This is a genomic window from Pseudomonas sp. PS1(2021) (assembly GCF_020405165.1).
In the GTDB taxonomy this organism is placed as follows: domain Bacteria; phylum Pseudomonadota; class Gammaproteobacteria; order Pseudomonadales; family Pseudomonadaceae; genus Pseudomonas; species Pseudomonas aeruginosa.
Genome location: NZ_CP084484.1, coordinates 2,445,178 through 2,461,693, shown reverse-complemented (window position 1 = coordinate 2,461,693; position 16,516 = coordinate 2,445,178). Strand labels below are relative to the sequence as shown.

General features: G+C 64.4%; 12 protein-coding genes and 1 pseudogene. 6 read left to right on the top strand and 7 right to left on the bottom strand.

The genetic code is table 11. From position 1 onward, the window contains the following. Window positions 1-38 precede the first annotated feature (38 nt). Window positions 39-608: a GNAT family N-acetyltransferase gene (locus tag LE197_RS11545; protein WP_073647836.1), complete on the bottom strand. Its 570-nt coding sequence runs from the start codon at window positions 606-608 to the stop codon at window positions 39-41. 46 nt (window positions 609-654) lie between these two features. Further along, a complete protein-coding gene (locus tag LE197_RS11540; RefSeq protein WP_003102361.1) occupies window positions 655-951 on the bottom strand; it encodes a hypothetical protein in 297 nt (98 codons plus the stop codon). A 371-nt stretch (window positions 952-1,322) separates the two neighbouring features. Here LE197_RS11540 and LE197_RS37285 point away from each other — a divergent pair. The 6 genes and pseudogenes from LE197_RS37285 to LE197_RS11515 form a co-directional block, all read left to right on the top strand. Then, window positions 1,323-2,042 (top strand): annotated as a pseudogene (locus LE197_RS37285) (PAS domain-containing protein); the annotation flags it as partial. Further along, window positions 2,043-2,618 carry a methyl-accepting chemotaxis protein gene (locus LE197_RS37280; RefSeq protein ID WP_369810617.1) on the top strand — a complete coding sequence of 192 codons (576 nt, stop codon included), beginning with the start codon at window positions 2,043-2,045 and terminating at the stop codon, window positions 2,616-2,618. Between the two features lie 169 nt (window positions 2,619-2,787). Continuing rightward, a complete protein-coding gene (locus tag LE197_RS11530; RefSeq protein WP_023109184.1) occupies window positions 2,788-3,300 on the top strand; it encodes a (2Fe-2S)-binding protein in 513 nt (170 codons plus the stop codon). Beyond that, window positions 3,297-4,286, top strand: coding sequence for an FAD binding domain-containing protein (locus tag LE197_RS11525; protein ID WP_023109183.1), 990 nt, complete (start codon window positions 3,297-3,299; stop codon window positions 4,284-4,286). Before LE197_RS11530 ends, LE197_RS11525 begins: the two co-directional genes overlap by 4 nt. Further along, a complete protein-coding gene (locus LE197_RS11520; protein WP_003102357.1) occupies window positions 4,283-6,487 on the top strand; it encodes a xanthine dehydrogenase family protein molybdopterin-binding subunit in 2,205 nt (734 codons plus the stop codon). The genes LE197_RS11525 and LE197_RS11520 overlap by 4 nt, the downstream gene beginning before the upstream one ends. A 493-nt stretch (window positions 6,488-6,980) precedes the next feature. Then, on the top strand, window positions 6,981-7,361 hold the full coding sequence (locus tag LE197_RS11515; RefSeq protein ID WP_003102356.1) for a DUF4354 family protein: 381 nt from the start codon (window positions 6,981-6,983) through the stop codon (window positions 7,359-7,361). A 502-nt stretch (window positions 7,362-7,863) separates the two neighbouring features. Here the strand turns inward: LE197_RS11515 and LE197_RS11510 are convergent. From LE197_RS11510 to LE197_RS11495, 5 genes are all read right to left on the bottom strand, one after another. Next, window positions 7,864-11,109 (bottom strand): hypothetical protein, encoded by a 3,246-nt coding sequence (locus tag LE197_RS11510; protein ID WP_124097462.1) that lies wholly within the window; start codon window positions 11,107-11,109, stop codon window positions 7,864-7,866. Between the two features lie 403 nt (window positions 11,110-11,512). Next, complete coding sequence (locus LE197_RS11505) at window positions 11,513-12,652, bottom strand: catalase family protein (protein WP_003117388.1); 1,140 nt, start codon at window positions 12,650-12,652, stop codon at window positions 11,513-11,515. Window positions 12,653-12,830: 178 nt separating this feature from the next. Continuing rightward, on the bottom strand, window positions 12,831-14,726 hold the full coding sequence (locus LE197_RS11500) for a di-heme-cytochrome C peroxidase (protein WP_016263564.1): 1,896 nt from the start codon (window positions 14,724-14,726) through the stop codon (window positions 12,831-12,833). Window positions 14,727-15,037: 311 nt separating this feature from the next. Continuing rightward, complete coding sequence (locus tag LE197_RS36840; protein ID WP_003088290.1) at window positions 15,038-15,172, bottom strand: hypothetical protein; 135 nt, start codon at window positions 15,170-15,172, stop codon at window positions 15,038-15,040. A 156-nt stretch (window positions 15,173-15,328) separates the two neighbouring features. Further along, entirely contained in the window at window positions 15,329-16,426 is a 1,098-nt protein-coding gene (locus LE197_RS11495) for a GNAT family N-acetyltransferase/peptidase C39 family protein (RefSeq protein WP_003088292.1), read from the bottom strand. Between the last annotated feature and the right edge of the window lie 90 nt (window positions 16,427-16,516).

Below are 16,516 nucleotides of genomic sequence, written 5' to 3'. Positions count from 1 at the left end.
GGGACGCCAGGCGTCCCGTTCTGCATTTGCACGTCGGTTCAGCGCGGAGCGTCCACCAGCGCCCGTAGCACATGGTCTTCCCAGACCCCGGCGATCTTCAGGTAGGCGCGGGCGTAGCCTTCCTTCTCGAAGCCGAGGCTTTCCAGCAGGCGCTCGCTGCGTGCGTTGCGCGGCAGGTGGCTGGCCATGATCCGGTGCAGGCCGAGCTGCTCGAAGCAATACCGGTTGGCTACCCGCAGGGCTCGTGCCATCAGGCCGCGGCCCTGCGCCGCAGCGGCCAGGGAAAAGCCCAGGTGGCAGGCCTGGAATACCCCGCGGACGATATTGGTGTAGCTGCAGCGCCCCAGCACCTCGCCGTCGTCGGGATCGAGCAACAGCAGGAGAAGCGCCTCGCCTTCGTCCATGCTCGCCACCTGTAGCAGGGTGCGGGCGCGGGCGTTGTCCACGGAAAAATACCCCGGGTCGCGCAGCGGCTCCCATGGCGCCAGGTGCTCGCGGTTGGCGTTCTCGTAGCGGCTGGTCCGGACGAAATCGTCGGGTTGCAGCGCGCGCAGGAGGAAGTCCGCGTCGCGATGCAATATCGGCACCTGCCGCCGGTTGTCCGGCAAGACCCTCGGGTAGTCGGGCGGGAAGGGCGCCAGGGCAGACTTGAAGTCATTCATAGAACTTGCCCGCCAGCATCAGCTGCGCCGCGCGCCGCCAGGCATTCTCCGGCCTGGAATAGCCCGGCAGGCCGTCGCGGGAGTCCTCGCCCCAGGTCGCGGCGGCATCGAGGAAGCCACCGATGCTGCCGTTCTCCCAACCCAGCGGGCTGGGGCCGAATGGTTTCGGCGGGTTGGCGGCGGCGAGGCGGCGGTCTTCCTCCCAGTCCGCCGCCAGCGCGGCGAGGAAGTGCAGGAAACCCGCTTCGTCCTCGACCTGTTCGGCCAGCGCGTAGAGATCGGTTGCCATGTGCTTCCTCTTGGAAGTGGGTTTCGGGATACGACGGCGCGAGGTCGGAGCGCGGTCAGTCCGGGCGCAGTGATCATAGCGCGGACCGGCGCTGGCATGGCTCGCAGCCTGGCTGATGCGCGGGCGCGGGGCGATTGTCTGGGCGTACCAATGCCTGCCTCAACAAGAGCGTCTCGGTAGTCGGGCTGGCCGGCCTGGCGATCCTGGCATCGCGCGCCCCGCTGGGCCCCGCCCGCTAGGGGACGGACGGCGATGCGGGCACCGAGGAAAGTTGCCGGAGCCCGATCTACACTGGCGTTTAGCGGTAGGACGGCTATCTCCGGTTCTCCACTCCCTCGCGATGGACAGGTGCCATCAAGGAGTCGTGCGCGATGCTCTTCGGCAGAAAAAGCAGGGCGGTGGAAAGCGCCGCCAAGGATGAAGACCTGGCGTGGCGACTCGAGGCCATCGGGCAGAACGTCGCCACCATCCGTTTCACTCCCGATGGCCAGATACTGTCCGCCAACCCGCTGTTCCTCGCGGTGGTCGGCTACTCGGCGGACGAGCTGGTCGGCAAGCACCATCGGATCTTCTGCGAAGAGGACTTCCAGGCCTCCGCCGCCTACGTGCGCTTCTGGAAGGAACTGGCCAGCGGCACGCCCCAGCGCGGCGTGTTCAAGCGCCTGCGGCGCGATGGTACGCCGGTCTGGCTGGAGGCCACCTATTTCCCGGTGAAGAATGCCGAAGGGGCGGTCGTCGAGGTGCTGAAGATCGCCGCCGACGTGACCCGCAACCATTCCGAACTGCTCCTGCTCAACGCGATCAACGACGCCATACGCCAGTCCATGGCGGTCATCGAGTTCACCCCGGACGGCGAGATACTCGATGCCAACGAGAACTTCCTGCGTCTCTTCGGCTACAGCCTCAAGTCGCTCAAGGGCCAGCACCACCGCATGCTCTGCTTCGACGAGTTCTATCGGGAGAACCCGGATTTCTGGGCTCGGCTGCGGCACGGCGAATTCTCCCGCGGGCATTTCGAGCGCCGCAGCGCCGCCGGCGAGCGGGTACATATCGAAGCCACCTACAACCCGGTCAAGGACAGTTCGGGGCGGATAATCAAGGTCATCAAGTTCGCCATCGACGTTACCGAGCAGGTCAATCGCAACGAGGAGGTACGGCGCGCCGCCGAGCTGTCGTTCTCCACCGCGGAAGAGACCGCGCAGATTTCCACCCGCGGCATCGACTCCCTCGACCAGTCCGTCGCCCTGTCGGCCAAGACCCTGTCGATGGTCAACACCGCCGTCGGCCTGATTTCCCAGCTCACCCACCAGACCAAGGACATCGAGAACATCGTCACCACCATCCAGAGCGTCGCCGAACAGACCAACTTGCTGGCCCTCAACGCCGCCATCGAGGCGGCTCGCGCCGGCGACATGGGGCGCGGCTTCGCGGTGGTCGCCGACGAGGTGCGGCAACTGGCGGCGCGCACCAGCGGCGCCACGGTGGAGATCAAGAACGTGGTCACCGAGAACGTCAAGCTGACCCAGCAGATCAACCACAACATGCAGACCATCGAGTCCAGCGCCCAGGAGAACAACAACCAGATCACCACCGTGGCCGGCATCATGCAGGAGATCAGCAAGGGCGCCGAGCACGTGGCGCGGGTGGTGTCGAGCCTGTTCAAGTGACCTCGGCGCAGGGCTCCGGCGGCCGATAGCGGCGCAGGCGTCGAGCATCCGCCCGCCTTTGTGGCATGGCCATGGCCGTCATTTACTTTGAACGTATCTTCGAGCCGTTCGGTCGGACCTGAAAAAGCGGCATCCGCCGCGCCGATGCACCGACCGTGAGGCTTGTACCATGACCAATCCGGAGCCGGCGGACCTGCCGATCAGCCTGCTGATCAATGGCCAGCGCCGAGAGCTGAGAGTACCCCCGTGGCTGACGCTGCTCGACCTGCTGCGCGAGCGGCTCGACCTGGTGGGCAGCAAGAAGGGCTGCGACCACGGCCAATGCGGCGCTTGCACGGTGTTGCGCAACGGTCGCCGGATCAACGCCTGCCTGACGCTGGCGGTGATGTGCGACGGCGATGCACTGACTACCATCGAAGGTCTGGCCGAGGGTGATCGCCTGCATCCCCTGCAACAGGCGTTCATCCGCCATGATGCCTTCCAGTGCGGCTACTGCACGCCCGGACAGATCTGTTCGGCCCTTGGCCTGGCGAGCGAGGGGCGGGCGCGCTCGCGGGCGGAGATCGGCGAGGGCATGAGCGGCAACCTGTGCCGCTGCGGCGCCTACGGCAATATCCTCGACGCCGTGGAAGACGCCTTGCCGCTGCTCGATCGCGACGGACAGGGAGGGCAGCGCGCATGACGCCCTTCGCCTATGCCAAGCCGGCCGACATCGAGCAGGCGCTGGGCCTCGCCGGCCCGGAGTCGCGCTACATCGCCGGCGGCACCAACCTGCTCGACCTGATGAAGGAAAACGTTGCCAGGCCCCGGCGACTCATCGACATCTCCGGCCTCCCGCTGCGCGACATCCGCCGGACGCCCACCGGCGGCCTGCTGGTCGGAGCCCTGGTCAGCAACGCCGAACTGGCCTGGAATCCCGCCGTGGAGGCGGACTATCCCTTGCTAGCCCAGGCGATCCTCGCCGGCGCCTCGCCGCAGTTGCGCAACATGGCCAGCACCGGCGGCAACCTGTTGCAGCGTACCCGCTGCCAGTATTTCTACGACACCGGCACGCCATGCAACAAGCGCGAGCCGGGCAGCGGATGCCCCGCGCGCAGCGGGCTGAACCGCAACCATGCGATCCTCGGCGCCAGCGAACACTGCGTGGCGGTACATCCATCCGACCTGTGCGTGGCGCTGGCGGCGCTGGAGGCTCAGGTACTGGTGCGCGGCCGCGCTGGCGAGCGGCGGGTCGCTTTCGCCGACTTCCATCGCCTGCCGGCGGACACGCCCGAGCGCGACAACTGCCTGGCCGTCGACGAACTGGTCACCGCCATCGAGCTGCCAGCGCCGCGCTTCGCGCGGCATTGCCACTACCTGAAGGTGCGCGACCGGGCCTCCTACGCCTTCGCCCTGGTCTCGGTGGCGGCGGCCCTGGAACCGGACGGCGAGCGCATTGGCGAACTGCGCCTGGCGCTCGGCGGCGTGGCCCACAAGCCATGGCGCGTCGCAGAGCTGGAGGAACGTTTCAGGGGCCATCCGGCGAACCGGGACAGCTATGTCCGCTTCGCCGAAGCGCTGCTGCGTGACGCCAGGCCGCTGGCCCACAACGCCTTCAAGATCGGATTGGCGCGCAACGCCATCGTTCGCGCACTGGAAGAAGCCCACTCGGGAGGGGTCGGCCAATGAGCAGCCTGCCACACAGCACCGGGCAAGCCCTGGATCGCGTCGACGGGCCAGCCAAGGTCACCGGCCAGGCTCGCTACGCCGCCGAATATCCTGCCGCCGACCTGCTCCACGGCAGCGTGGTCAGCAGCGACGTCGCCCGCGGCCGGGTGCGCGGCATCGACTGTGCGGCGGCCCTGGCGGTACCCGGGGTGGTCGCGGTACTGCATCACCTGAACCGGCCGCCGATGGCGGGCGACGACGAGCCCTACAAGGACGCTGATGCCGCCGAAGGCGAACCCTTCCGCCCGCTGTTCGACGACCGCGTCCTGTACAGCGGCCAGCCCCTTGCCCTGGTCCTGGCACGGAGCCTGGAACTGGCCCGCTACGCGGGCTCGCTGCTGCGCATCGATATCGAGCCCGAGCCGCACCAGACCGACCTGCTGGCCGCCCTCGACCAGGCCCATGAGGCTCCCGCCGAACTGCCCGCCGAGCGCGGCGACTTCTACACCGCCTACCGCGCCGCGCCGATTCGGGTCGAGGCCAGCTACAGCACGCCGATCGAGCACCACAATCCCATGGAACCGCACGCGTCCACGGTCATCGTCCAGCCCGACGGCAGCCTGCTGGTGCACGACAAGACCCAGGGGACGCAGAACAGCCAGGCCTACCTGCAAAAGGTCTTCGGCCTGCCCGCCGACAAGGTAAGGGTCTGTGCCGCCTACGTCGGCGGCGCCTTCGGCTCCGGCCTGCGTCCGCAATACCAGTTGGCCCTGGCGGTGATGGCGGCGCTGCAACTGCGGCGGTCGGTGCGCGTAGTGCTGACCCGCCAGCAGATGTTCACCTTCGGCTACCGGCCGCGCACCCTGCAGCGCCTGCAACTGGGCGCCGATGCCGAGGGGCGCCTGCTTGCGCTGGGCCACCAGGCGACAGCGCAGACCTCGCGCTTCGAAGACTTCACCGAGCACGTGGTGGAGTGGAGCGGCATGCTCTATCGCTGCGAGAACCTTTCCCTGGCCTACCGTCTGGTGCCGCTGGACGTCTATACCCCGCTGGACATGCGCGCCCCCGGCGCGGCGCTGGGACTGATCGGGCTGGAATGCGCGATGGACGAACTGGCGGTGCGGCTCGGCATGGACCCCATCGCGCTGCGCCGGTTCAACTTCGCCGAGCGCAACGGCAACGAGGACAAGCCGTACTCCAGCAAGGCGCTGCTGGCCTGCTACGAGGAGGGCGCCCGGCGCTTCGGTTGGCAGGCCCGCGACCCACGGCCACGGAGCATGAGCGAAGGGCGTCAGCTGCTCGGCTGGGGCATGGCCGGCGGCGTCTGGGAGGCCATGCAGAGCAAGGCCAGCGCGAGGGCGCGACTGGAGGCGGACGGCCTGCTGCGGGTGGCCAGCGCGACCACGGATATCGGCACCGGCACCTACACGGTGATGACCCAGATCGCCGCCGACGCCGCTGGCATGGCGCCGGAAGAGGTGCGCTTCCAGCTTGGCGACAGTGCGTTGCCCAAGGCTCCATTGCAGGGCGGCTCGTTCACCGTCTCGTCGGTCGGTTCCGCCGTCCGCCTGGCCTGCCTGCGCCTGCGCCAGGCCCTGGTTGCCCATGCCAGGGCCCGCCATCCGGAGCTGGCCGGCACCGCCGAAGAACGCTTCCGCATATGCCGTGGCCATCTGGAAGCGGGCGATACGCGATACGCCCTGGCCGACCTGCTGCAAGGGCTGCCGGAAGACGCGTTGCAGGTGGAGGTGGAAGCTGAACCCTCGGCGCGGCGCAAAGGCTACGCCACCGCGACCCATTCGGCGGTATTCGTCGAGGTGCGGATCGACGAAGCCCTCGGTACCCTGCGTGTGAGCCGGGTGGTCAGCGCGGTCGCGGCGGGGCGGGTGATCAACCCGAAGACCGCTCGCAGCCAGATACTCGGCGGGGTGGTCTGGGGCCTGGGCATGGCCTTGCAGGAGGAAACCCAGGTCGACCATGCGCTGGGCCGCTGCATGAACCACAACCTCGCCGAGTACCACATCCCGGTTAACGCCGATATTGGCGATATCGAGGTGATCTTCGTCGACGAACCCGACGATATCGTTAACGAACTGGGCTCCAAGGGCGTCGGCGAAATAGGCATCGTCGGCGTCGCCGCCGCAGTGGCGAATGCCGTGTACCACGCCACCGGCCGCCGCCTGCGCGACTTCCCGCTGACCGTCGACAAGTTGCTCGGCTGAGCCCGGCAGCCTGCGCAAGCGGCTTGGCGGCCACCTGCCGGGTCGCCGGGCTGGACTCTCCCCCAAGGGAAGATCGCAGGCCCCGCTCGCCACCCGCAACGGAGTCGAACACGACATGCCGCCGACAGCCTCGGTGGCGCCCTCGCCGAGCGCTACCGCGATGCCGGTCCAGGCGCACTTGTTGCATCGCGGCCACGCCGAAGCGGACCTGCCCGGCGCCCATTGGGCCATCGCCTGGGCCGAGCGTCCGGCCTGTGGTTGCAAGCGTTCGAGGGCAACCTGGCGGGCGCGAGGACCGTGTGGGTTGGAAGACCGGCGTTCCGCGTAGCGAGCGGTTTTCGCCTGGAAGCACGGTTGCGGGAAAAGTTCCGCTGGAAACCCTCCGACTTGCAGAACACGAGGCAGCCCGCATTCCTTGGCACTGCGCTTGATCGCGGCGAAAAGACCCACGGAAAATCACCGGGTCGTTCAGTCTTTGCCAAAGGAAATCAGTATGAAGAACGCAATGGCCCTGACCCTGGCCGGCCTGCTGGCCGCTCCTTCCCTCGGCTTCGCCGCCGCGCCGGATGCAGTGATGGTCTTCGCCCGCCAGGGCGACAAGGGCAGCGTATCCGTCGGCGACAAGCATTTCCGCACCCAGGCCTTCAAGGTCCGCCTGGTGAATGCGGCGAAGAGCGAGATCAGCCTGAAGAACAGCTGCCTGGTGGCGCTGTCCGCCGCCGGCCAGTCCTTCAGGCTGGATACCGTGGACGAGGAACTCACCGCCGAGACCCTCAAGCCGGGCGCCTCCGTCGAAGGCGACGCGATCTTCGCCTCCGAAGACGACGCGGTGTACGGCGCATCGCTGGTCAGGCTGAGCGACCGGTGCAAGTAGGCGACTAGCCGTTGCGCAGCGAAAGCCGCAGGGCAGCCTCGGCGGCTTTCGGGTGCGAGGAAACGGCTTTCGAAGGTTTCGGCGCGAATCTGAAATCATTCAGGGCGCGTTTCCGGCGCTTCTGGTTGCCTGGGCTGGGGGCCGAATTCTAGATACCCGGGGCCTAGAGGAGGGTAGACATCATTCCTTGTCGGCAGATAATTCCTTCAGCAGCTTACGCGGCGCGGTGGAAACGCGAAATGAGACTAGGAGAAAAGGCGACATGGTTTGCAAGGAAGTTACGAACTCATTAGCAGAGTGTCCATGACCTGTTTTTGGTCGGCTACTGCTGCTCGTGACGAGGCCATAGCTATCTCTCTAGGGTCGCTTCAGACAGCTCCCTGCTTGTTTTCAGAGGCAGCTCCCAGCCAGACGCTGCCATTTGATGAGGAAATGCAATACCGCGAAGCCGGTGGTCTGGCCATTCGCTGAATGGGCCAGAGCTCAGGGGACTTTTTAGTGGCTACCGCTGTGCAACGGTTGAAGCTCTTGCTTCGATCGCCGCAAGGGCGTTGCGAGCATTCCATGAGAGTTCCACTTGATCTACAAAAGTACGAAGCAGCGGCAAGTCGTCTGCCCCCCCGTAAGAACCAATCATGGAGATCGCAAATCGCTCGGCATCTCTGCGCTCGAAGAAGTGCGGGCCGGAAAAGTATCCTTCCATAGGGCCTCCTTGCTGGAGGGCTACGCGAGCAAGCATGACCATACGGGCGGGAAAGGCTGTAACCAACAACGTGCCGCGCGGGTCATGGCCAATGATCGACTGGGAGATCTCGCATAGCACACCAATCGCGCGCGATGGATCGGCAGAAAGAGCCTCCAGAGCAGCCATAACTGGCGGTTCCGCCTCTGCTGCTTCAAAGGTACGCCGCTGCAGCCAGTAGTAGATCATCCCGCATGCGGACATCGCATCTTCACGGGGGCCGAGCCCCATTGGGCACGACTCCACCGGTAGATCTGATTGAAGTTTCCCCAAGGCCATCAGCGCGGAAATATAGATTTCAACTGCGTTCTGACGTACTGGACTGGTCGGATCTGGCAAGCGTGCCCAGCGCGAGATCGCCGGAACCGCGAGGGCATCACCTTCACCAGCAAGCTTGTCCATTAGCGACCCCACAAAGAAACTGTACTCGGACGCTCCCATGCAGGCCAATCGCATCAGTGTCAGTTGCTGCTCGTTTGAAAGGTTGTCGACAACGTTGATGTAGGCCATGTCGAAGGGGTGATCGAATTGCCCGCTATAGATCTCCCAGGCGATTTCCGCCGCACCCTCCGCACCAGGGTCAACGAGGACCTCGGCAACTTGTAGTCGAATCTGTGTCTCGTGCCCCTTAACCTCGTCATCCAGCGCTCCCAAACTGCTGAGGGCTTCGAGGGCAGTGGTTTGCAGAATCGGATTTAGCACGGGGAGCAGGCTTTCGAGTGCCTTCGACAGCTTTTCTTGCTGGGTCAAGTCATCCCGTGGAAGAAAGTGCACGAAATGCATGAGATCTAATTGAACGTGATAAGGCAGATACTTCCAGCGCTCAATTTCGAACAGCGGCAGCGTTTGGTCGATCGCCAGGTTAAGAATGCTTCGCTCCAGCCTGTAGGTATCACGCGACAACGCCAGCGCAAAGTAGAACTGTCCTGGCGTAGCTACATTGAGCCATACGTCTCTCAGGGGCGCTTGCCGCTCAGAATGTAGGGCTAAGCGCTCTAAACCCCCGCCGTGGAGAGCCGATATGACAAGTGAAACTCCAAGGTCGTGCTGACCGAATACGTAGGCAGCTGCAAATAAGCTGGTCCTCAGCAGCTTGAAGCCCTGCTCAACCGCCTCACTTTGAAGCCGTGCTCGCTCCTCGATTAGCCGCTTATCGAGCAGTCGGAAAACATCGAGCAACTCCAGTGAGTATTGACCGAGCGCCAATGCAGCAGGCAATGCAGACAGCATTGCTCTTTCATGCTCTGTCCAGAGCATGCGACTAGCGGGCTCAACGCCAATATGCCAGTGCTGGTCAGGAGCGATGAAGAAACGGACTGTTTCAACTTCAACCCGTAATCGGCCCATTACGGCATTCAAGTCATGGGCCACGAACCTCTTAGCGGCGCTGCCACATTCTCCTTTTATGATGGCCTTCAGCAACTGCGCATCTGTGGTCGAGCTGAGCAAGCGAGCGAGCAACTCCATATCCTCGATAGCGCCAACCACAAATGTCCGCAGTTCATGGAATCGGGGTAGCGCCAACGCCCGAGTCATAGCGTCGAAGTCGGAACCAAACTGCCGCAGGATAGCCTCGGCCGCAAAGGCATTGAGGTACATTTCATGGACGAAACTTAGGCGCTCTCCTCGCTGGATCAGCAGCCGCATCCGAAGTGCCTCTTGGAGCACCTCAGCCCCAAGCCGTTCTCTAACTAGGATGCGGTCAAGCTCGCGTATGGATAAGCTGAAAGTCATGCGCTCGAACAGCAGTCCAGCGACGTGACATAAGAGCGTTATGCCCTCGCTTGCATTAGAACCAAGGCGCCGCCGAACAAAGCCGTCAAACAGTGCGGATCTGCTAGAAACTAGGTTCACTTCGCGCCCCATTTGACCAACAAGGCTGGCCTCAATACCGGTAGCGATTGTCTGTAGCAGAGGAGCCAGCAACTCCGTGGAGGCGGTATCAAGGGACGCTATCTCAACCTTGAGGTCGTGGCTGGGAGCGGAAACGGTGACCTTCCGAAGCGGAAGCAAATCCGCCCTGTCGGTCTCGATTTGCGAACTCACGACAATCGCTGCGTCATACCTGATCGAAGCGGCGCGGAGCGCCCGGATCAATTTAAACCTCAAGTCGGAAGGGCACTCGTTATACCCATCCACGATTATGGCAATCGGTCGCGATAGCGTACGAACTGCAGCCAATAGCTTCTTGGCTGATAGTACGTCCAGTAGAGCTGCTTCACGATCCAGCGCCGGGCCAAGCTGTCCCTCAAATAGCTTTCCCTCCACGATGATCGGTATCACATCTTTAGCGCACAACCGGTTTGCTAACACCACCGACAGCAATGACTTACCGCAGCCTGAAGGACCTTGGATTAGAAGGTCCGTGCGAGCCTCCTGCAACAGATGCTCGAGACATGGCAAATCTACGAGCTCCCCGTCGACGTCGTAGAGGTCCGTCTTGTACTCAGCTGCTGCCGAAGCATACGTAGCGGTGAAAGCGGCGATATACGTTGCAAGTGTTCGCTGCGCTTCGAGCGAGCGAGGGTCCAGAGCGCTGGAAAGATCGAACACCTGCTCAAGGCTATGCTGGATTGCAAACGCGCGCCATTGATCGGTAGTGCAGCGGAGTTCGGTGCGCTTGGCCAGTTGTATAGCGAGCCCGTCTATCCCGCCATAGGTGACCTTGAAGTCAAACAACAACTCTGAGCCCGCAGCCAGCTCGGGGACGAACACCACATGAGCATCCGGATATCCTTCAACACTACCTAAAAAGTCTCGGAGAGCGTCGCAGAGAGCGTTTTTTTCGCCCAAGGCCTGGGCGTAGGCATTGCCCGTGGCTCTCGAACGCCCTGAACGGGGATGCGCGGTCCATGGGCCATTTGTCGTCCCGCTGAGCGGCACCGTACAGGCTTTGGCTTCAAGGACCAAAGTTAGACGATCCGTCCCGAGCACTAAGTCTAGCTGCCGCCCCTTCAGATTTATGTTGACCAAAACCGTAGCTGTTTCGCCGGACATCTCGAGCAATCTCAGCAGCTTGAGGAGTACAGCCCGCTCCGACTCATGCTCAATCGGAGAACCTATAAAAAGTGCAATTTGACTAGGGATCATGGGAGCGAGACGAAATATTCGAGGGTTGGCCGTCCGGCTATCATAGCTGTAAACCAAACTGGGAAATCGAGAGTCCACCGGGTACACGTCAGGCCGATAGGCCTTTCCTCATGGTGAGGTTTGGCGTCTTCTGTGCAAGTGAGGCCCATCTCTGAAGCAACTGTTCATGTACCAAGGATCGGTATCTTAGATCAGACTGATGCGGGCACTACGTGGTAGCGCTCGATGGCTGCTTCTGGCCGTTTCCTGCCAGTCCAAATTGGCGAAATCAATACCAAGAGAGACGCCATACGCCGCTACCTTCCACCTTCCCAACCCCTCACCCATTCCTCCCCAACCTATACCCACTGACCGCCTCGTAAACCGCCTTCCGCAACCGGTTGATCCCGCCGATCGGCCGATGCTCCGGCAGCGCGTGCCAGGGGTTGAACGAAAGGTTGTCACAGAACAGGTTCTGTTCCCGGCTATCGAAATCCTGAGCTGGCACAATGATGTCGGCTATGGTAGCGAAGGGCGCGTCCGACTCCTTCCATTCGACGCTGGTGTCTTCGATGGGCATGTACTTGGCCGGGTCCTGGCGCTGCACCTGGAAGGCGTAGCAGGCGGGGGCGCGGTCGATGGAGAGTTGCTGGTACAGGGCGGCGCGGAGGAAGTTGGGCAGGTCCTGGTTCTGCTTCGGCAGCTCGTAGGCCGGGCACTTCTCCGGGGCGGGGACGACGCGGAACTTGATGTTGTGTTCGCCCAGCTTGTACGGCGAGATGCCGTTGTAGCCGGCGTGCAGCGGGCTGTCCGGGGCGGGGGCGAGGGTGCGCAGGGCGATCAGCAGGTGGCGCAGTTCCCAGCTGGCGGGGTTCCAGTTGGGGAAGAAGGCCAGGGCTTTCTTGCCGTCGGCCTGGGCGGCGAAGTTCTGCCGGTATTCGGCGATGTCGCGGATGAAGAACACCGGCTGGTTGAACATGACGAAGTCCTGCTCGCCGTCATGGCCGCGGCCGGGCAGGAGTTTTTCGCCGGGCACGTCGAGCAGCTTGATGGCCATGCCGCGCGCGTCGTTCTTGCTGTCGAACTGCGGGTAGGCGTTGCCGTTGGAGAAGCGCACCCAGGCGTTCCAGCTCTTGCCCGCTTCGGCGAACACGCCGCGACGCAGGGTTGGGTCGAGGTCGGCGCGTACCTTGAATTCGGCCTTCACGCAGCCGTGGGCCTTGGCGTGGGCATCGCGCAGGACGCGGGTGTTGTCGCGGTGCTGTTCGACCACGCGGATGGCGTCCTGGATGATCGCCTGGGTGATGCGGGCTTCGTCCGGGGCGATCTGCTCTTCCGCGGACACCGGGCCGGAGAATTTCCAGGCGTAGTAGAGGCTGCCGATGGCCCAGCCGCCGAGGCCGACGGCCAGCAGGAGGAGGAGCAGGCGGCCGAGCCATTTGCCGAGGAACAGCCAGGCGTGGGTGAGGAGTGCGCGCATGGAGTGGGTGTCCTTGGTGGTGTGCGTTGGCTGTGGGCTTTTATTCTTCTTGGGCGGGGAGTGCGCCACGATTGCTTCTCCCCGTCCTCTGGCTAGGCGTCCCCCCTGAAGGGAGAGGGGCTGCTAGGGGTGGAGAGGGGCGGCGGCGCCATGCCTCGCGCTTCTCCATTTCCCAGGTTCAGCGTTGCGCGGTCCGTTGCTCCGGCGCCGGGCATTTCGGGCCGGGCGTCCAGGGTGGGGTCTGGGCCGGGACCAGGCGGCGCTCGAATTCGGGGTTGCCGAGCACCTTCAGGTATTCCACCAGCGCCCAGCGTTCTTCCGGGCTGAGGGCGCGGCCGATCACGCCGTTCTGCCGGCAGCCGTCGCGGAATTCGTGGCCGCTGTTGCGGTTGCCGGTGAGACGGGTGTCGAGGAGGAAGCCGCCGGGGAATTTCTCGGTGCGGAATCCAACGAATTTCGGATCGAATTCGAAGGTGCCGACGTAGAACTGCGGCGAGCGTTCGGCGGCCGGGGAGAGCAGTTGGAACAGGTTGGGCACCGAGCCGTTGTGCAGGAACGGCGGGGTCGCCCAGACGCCGTCCAGCGGGCGTGCCTTGTAGGCGCGCAGTTCCTGTACGCCGATCGGCAGGTCGAAGCCGTTCATGGTCTTCTGCTGTTCCGGCGGGATGCCGGCGTCCCGGTAGGCGCGCTGCTCGACGAAGGCGGTGATGTAGGCCAGGCCCTTGGCCGAGGACAGTTGCGAGAGGTCGAGTTGCTGCGGATCGGCGCCGATCAGCTGGACGTTCATCCGCGCCAGTTCGTCGACGCTCCAGCCGAGCTTGCGCAGGTCGTAGCGGTGGTCGGCGATGTTGTCGGCGGTGGTCGGATCGGTGCCGATCACCTCGGTCGGCACCATGTGCATGCGCCACTCGGGATTGCGTCCGGGGGCGGCGTATTCCGCCGGTTGCACCTTGGGTGCATGGCAGAAGGCGCAGTTGGCTTCGAACAGGGCGCGGCCCTGGGAGGCGCGTTGCAAGTCGATGCGGCCGAAGAGGTCTTCCGGCCAGGTCGGCGGTTTCAGTTGTTGCAGGGTTTCTTCCAGGGCGTGCAGGTCGTGCAGGCGTACGCTGGAGGCGTAGCGCTGCTCGCCCCGCAGCGGCTGGCCGTGCTCGTCGAAGATCTGCAGGCGCGCGCCGACGCCGAGGGCCTCGCCGATATTGCGCGCCATCGGCTGCATGGCCGAGCCGTTCCATTGCACCCAGTCGAATTTCCAGATGTCCCAGACCTGCGGATAGCTCACCGGGGCGTTGGCGACGCGGTAGTTGCCCGGGTCGATGGCATCGCCGAAGACGCTGTTGGCGATGCGCCCGAAGGCGTCGGTGCGGCCGGGGCCTTCCTCGGTGGGGTAGAGGTGGCGGCGGGTGTCGTTCCAGGCGGTGCGCAGGAGGGTGTCGAGCACGGCCTTGAAGTCGGCGCGCAGTTGCGACTTGTCCTGTTCGTAGCGTTCGCCGAGGACTTTCCTGGCGAAGCGGTTGAACTTGAACGGGTTGTAGTAGGTGGCGGCCATGCTCGCGCCGAGCGCCTGGCCGAAGGCGCCGCCACGCAGGGTCGGCACGGTGGCGGCGATGGAATGCATGGCGGCACCGCCGTCGATGCGTAGCGACTTGCCCTGGTAGCGCAGTTCGCCGGTGTGGCAGGCGGCGCAGGTGATGTCCAGGTAGCGGGTGCCGGTCTTCTCGTCGCGGTGCTGGCTGAAGCCCACCGGCAGGTTGCCGGGGTTGAGGTCGCTGGCCTTCTGCTGCGGATCGACGAGGAAGCCGAAGCGGGCGAGGTATTCGGGGGCGGCGAAGGGTTCTTCGGAGAAGGGCAGTTCGAGGGCGGTGAACCAGTCGTAGTGCAGGCCCTTCACCAGGGTGCCCTGGGGCGTGTAGTAGAAGCGCTGGCGGGCCTCGTCCTGCCATTGCGGCAGGTAGCGTACCTCGCTCGGCGCCTGGTAGTGGGGCAGGTTGGGATTGGCGATGTAGTAGACCACCACCCCGACGACCGCCAGCACGATCACGCCGACAACCAGCAGAGCCTTTTTCACGGTGCGCATCAGGAACGTCCTTGTAGGCCTTTTTTGGGCACCGTTATGCCAAGGCGTTGGCATATTGGCAAGCTGCTATCAGCTTTTTTGACAAGGTTTTCTTGACAGCGAACGGGTGAAACGTTTGCGCAGGCCTCGCCTGGCGATGTTGGCGACGAAAGCTCGGTATTTCACCGGAGAAAGGCGGGACGCCGGAGCGTCTTGGAATGGCAGGGCGAGGCGCCAGCGGCCTGCCGGTCAGAGACCGGAGAAGGCCAGCCAGGCGATGATTGCGGCGTAGAGCATCCAGGTGGGATCGGTACGGCGGTCGAGCAGGGCTTTCATTTCTTCGCCTCCGCGCTCCAGAAGCCCTGGGCGTTGCGGAAGGGCTGGCGGGCCAGTTGTTCCAGGCGGGTGATGCCGTCGGCGCGCATGGCATTGATCAGGGCCGAGAAGGATTTGGCGGAGTAGCTCATGGTGTCGTCTCCAGTTCCGTTCTGGTTATTCGGGGATCTGGCGACTATGTAAACATCGGCGTTGGCGAATGAAAAATGGATAGTCTCACTAGCCACTATCGATGGAATTGATTGATAGGTGAGAACATCTCCCGCCGCAGGGCGGGGCGATGCGGATCATTCCGGGTTGAACAGGATCACCGCCGCGCGCAGCTTGCTGCGGCCGAAGCGGCTCATCTTGTCGAACTCGGCGTGGCTTACCGGGATGTGTTGGCAATCCAGCGGCTGGCGGTGCTGGCTGTGGTCGACGTCGGGATCGTGGAGGTAGACGAAGTCCTCGTCGTAGTGGGTGACCAGCACCCAGTGCGGGGCCTTGGAGCGGGTCAGGCGGTAGCTGCTGATCAGCACCAGCGGCTGGCCGCCCCTGGCCAGCTGGCGTGGGATGTCGAGCCTGGCCGAGCGCTTCTGCTCGACGCCCGAGGCGTCCAGTTCCTCGCAGAAGTCCTCGTGGACCAGGCGCATCACCGCCTTCTTGTCTTCGTTGCGTACGCCGTCGAGGAACAGCGGGCCGCTGGCGGACAGCACCAGCTTGACCCGGAAGCCGCGCCGCCAGGCGGCCAGCGCCAGGCCCTGGGGGCTACAGCCGCCGTGCCCGGCGGTCATGTAGATGGTGGTCGCCTCGCGCCACAGGCGCAGTTCCTCGCGGCGGGTCAACTGGCGTTCTGGTTGCAGCGCGCCCATGGCCATCAGCAGGCAGGCCGGGCCGCAGGTGAAATCGGTGGTCTGCCGGTAGAAGGGCACGTGGCGGCGCTGGTCGTGGCCGGGGTTGCGGATGCGTTTCTCGAAGCGCAGCGCTTCGCTGTGGTCCTCGTAGTAGTCGCGCACGGTGGCGAAGGGACGGTAGCCGTTGCGCTCGTAGAGGGCGATGGCGCCACGGTTGTCCGGGCGCACTTCCAGGCGCATGTAGGCGCGGTCGTTGTCCCGCGCGGCCTGCTCGGCGGCTTCCAGCAGCTTCTGGCCGAGGCCGATGCCGCGGGCGCGCGGGTCGATGGCGATGGAGTAGAGGCGGGCCAGCGAGGTGCCTTCGTGGAACAGCACCAGGGCGTAGCCGAGCACGCCGCCGTCGCCCTCGGCTACCGTCAGGCTGGCGTGGGCGCGGGTGAGCATCCACTGGAAGTTGCGGCGGGACAGGCGATCGTAGTCGAAGCAGCGGTTTTCCAGCTCGACCAGGGCGGACAGGTCGTCCGCGCCGGCCGGGCGGAGGGTCAGGTTCATAGCGGTCTCCACGGCCGCGGGCGGGAACTTCCGCGCGGGCGTGCTGTAATGGGTGCTGTACGCTTCGGTTTGCTGGCAGGCGCCATAGAG

Excerpts from the sequence above, each read along its gene's own strand:
- LE197_RS11540 (WP_003102361.1), bottom strand. The coding sequence starts at position 951 with ATGGCAACCGATCTCTACGCGCTGGCCGAACAGGTCGAGGACGAAGCG.
- LE197_RS11530 (WP_023109184.1), top strand. The coding sequence starts at position 2,788 with ATGACCAATCCGGAGCCGGCGGACCTGCCGATCAGCCTGCTGATCAAT.
- LE197_RS11525 (WP_023109183.1), top strand. The coding sequence starts at position 3,297 with ATGACGCCCTTCGCCTATGCCAAGCCGGCCGACATCGAGCAGGCGCTG.
- LE197_RS11520 (WP_003102357.1), top strand. The coding sequence starts at position 4,283 with ATGAGCAGCCTGCCACACAGCACCGGGCAAGCCCTGGATCGCGTCGAC.
- LE197_RS11515 (WP_003102356.1), top strand. The coding sequence starts at position 6,981 with ATGAAGAACGCAATGGCCCTGACCCTGGCCGGCCTGCTGGCCGCTCCT.
- LE197_RS11505 (WP_003117388.1), bottom strand. The coding sequence starts at position 12,652 with ATGCGCGCACTCCTCACCCACGCCTGGCTGTTCCTCGGCAAATGGCTC.
- LE197_RS11500 (WP_016263564.1), bottom strand. The coding sequence starts at position 14,726 with ATGCGCACCGTGAAAAAGGCTCTGCTGGTTGTCGGCGTGATCGTGCTG.
- LE197_RS36840 (WP_003088290.1), bottom strand. The coding sequence starts at position 15,172 with ATGAGCTACTCCGCCAAATCCTTCTCGGCCCTGATCAATGCCATGCGC.
- LE197_RS11495 (WP_003088292.1), bottom strand. The coding sequence starts at position 16,426 with ATGAACCTGACCCTCCGCCCGGCCGGCGCGGACGACCTGTCCGCCCTG.